The sequence below is a fragment of the Sodalis sp. dw_96 genome, from assembly GCF_018449575.1.
Taxonomy (GTDB): Bacteria; Pseudomonadota; Gammaproteobacteria; order Enterobacterales; family Enterobacteriaceae; genus Acerihabitans.
In genome coordinates, this window is sequence record NZ_JAAVUT010000050.1 from 1 (window position 1) to 1,721 (window position 1,721).

The 1,721-nt window shown below is 58.3% G+C and carries 1 protein-coding gene; it reads right to left on the reverse strand.

The window, feature by feature from the left end:
- On the reverse strand, positions 1-1,721 hold a 1,721-nt coding region (locus HB631_RS26705; protein WP_213994199.1), incomplete at both ends, for a phage tail tape measure protein.

Below are 1,721 nucleotides of genomic sequence, written 5' to 3' on the forward strand. Positions count from 1 at the left end.
GGCGTCATGGCCTCGTTATTCTGGGCGGTGTAGGGAACCGTGATGTGTACATTGGTGGCGGTGGACTGCGACACCTGGATGGGTCTTTCGGCTTGTTTTATCTGGTCAAGGACGGGATGGATGTTGTGAAGCATGGCCCCGGTGGGGGCATAGCCATAGGCCGTGGCCGGCTCGGCTTCTATCTCGCTGCCTTTATCGGCAAGATTTTCGGAGACATTATTTATCAGACCGAGCTTTTCCAATACCCAGTCGATACCCTCGTGCAAGGTATTGAGCGCGGTCATGGGAAAGGTCAGGGCCTTTGCCAGCCCTTGACCAAAAAGTTGACCGGCGCGGGTGGCGCGGTTTAGCGTATCGCCAGTGGTCTGCACCGGGGCAATCAGGTTGTTAAAGCCAGCCCACAAACTTTTCAACTTATCGGCCAGCCACACCAATACCGGCTTTATCGGACCAAACATCTCCAGCAGGGGGCCGACGGCGGCTTTAAATCCATCGGCCACGCCGCCGATGAAAACCTTTATCGGTTGCCAGTATTTTCGTATCAGCAACGCTCCGGCAACAATGGCCGCCACCGCCAGGGTCACCGGCCAAACCAGGGCGGCGAAAGCGGCACCGATAGTGCTTCCGGCAATGGCGATGCCGGTGCTAAACAGTCCGGCCCCGGCCAGCATCAGATTAAACCCGGTAATGACCGGCCACGCCGCCAGCCCCAGAACTGCCAGTCCGCCTACTAAGACCGTGACAGCCCCGGCCAGCTTGGTAAGTCGGTTGGCCGGCTCGGGATTCTTCTTAGCCCATTGACCGAGCTTGCCTATCCAGGCGGTGGCGGCGCGGGTGAGTTGGCGCAAACCGGTATCATGGCCCTCAAACAACTGAATGCGGATATCTTCCCAGGCGGAGGTCAGGTTTTTAAGGTCGCCCACGAGATTGTCGGTCTGTATCAGGGCTACCCTTTCGGTAGTACCCTGGGAGTTCGACAAGTCCTGACGGCGCGCGGTAAGCTTGCCGTTATCCGCCGCTTCCATCAGATTTTGTGCCGACTTGATGGCCTCTTCGCCAAAGATGGCTTTCAGGTATTCCATTTGCTGCGCGGTGCCGAGGCGGTGTTTTTTCATCGAGGCCGAGATACTTTTCAGTACCTGCTCGATGGGTAAAAAATTGCCTTTCTTGTCGCGGGTGGTGACCTTGAGTTCATTCAGGGCGTCGAACGCTTCTCCCACCGGTGCCTGTAGTCGGGTGAATACCGCACTGATACCGGTCCCGGCCATGCTGCCTTTAATGCCGTTTTCCGCCAGCACGCCGAGCATGGCGGTGGTGTCCCCGATACTGGCCCCGGCGGCGCGGGCAATGGGCGCGACATATTTCATCGCTTCGCCCAGTTCCACCAGATTGCTGTTGGCGCTGGTAAAACCCTTGGTCATTACGTCCACAACACGCCCGATTTCGCCGATGGGAATATGGAAAGCCGATTGCATATTGGTGATGATATCCGCCGCCTCGGCGATGTCCACTTCACCTGCTAAGGAAAGATTTACCGTGGTGCCGGTGGCGGCCAAGATGGCATCCGCATCCAGGCCCGAGCGCGCCAGCGTGGTTTGGGTACGGGCCACGTCGGTAGGGGAAAAGGCGGTGGTGGCGCCGATGTCGCGGGCCTGCCGGCGCATGGCCTGGAGCTTTTTATCTTCTTTATCCAGGCCGAGAATGGCGCGAGAGCTGGACAT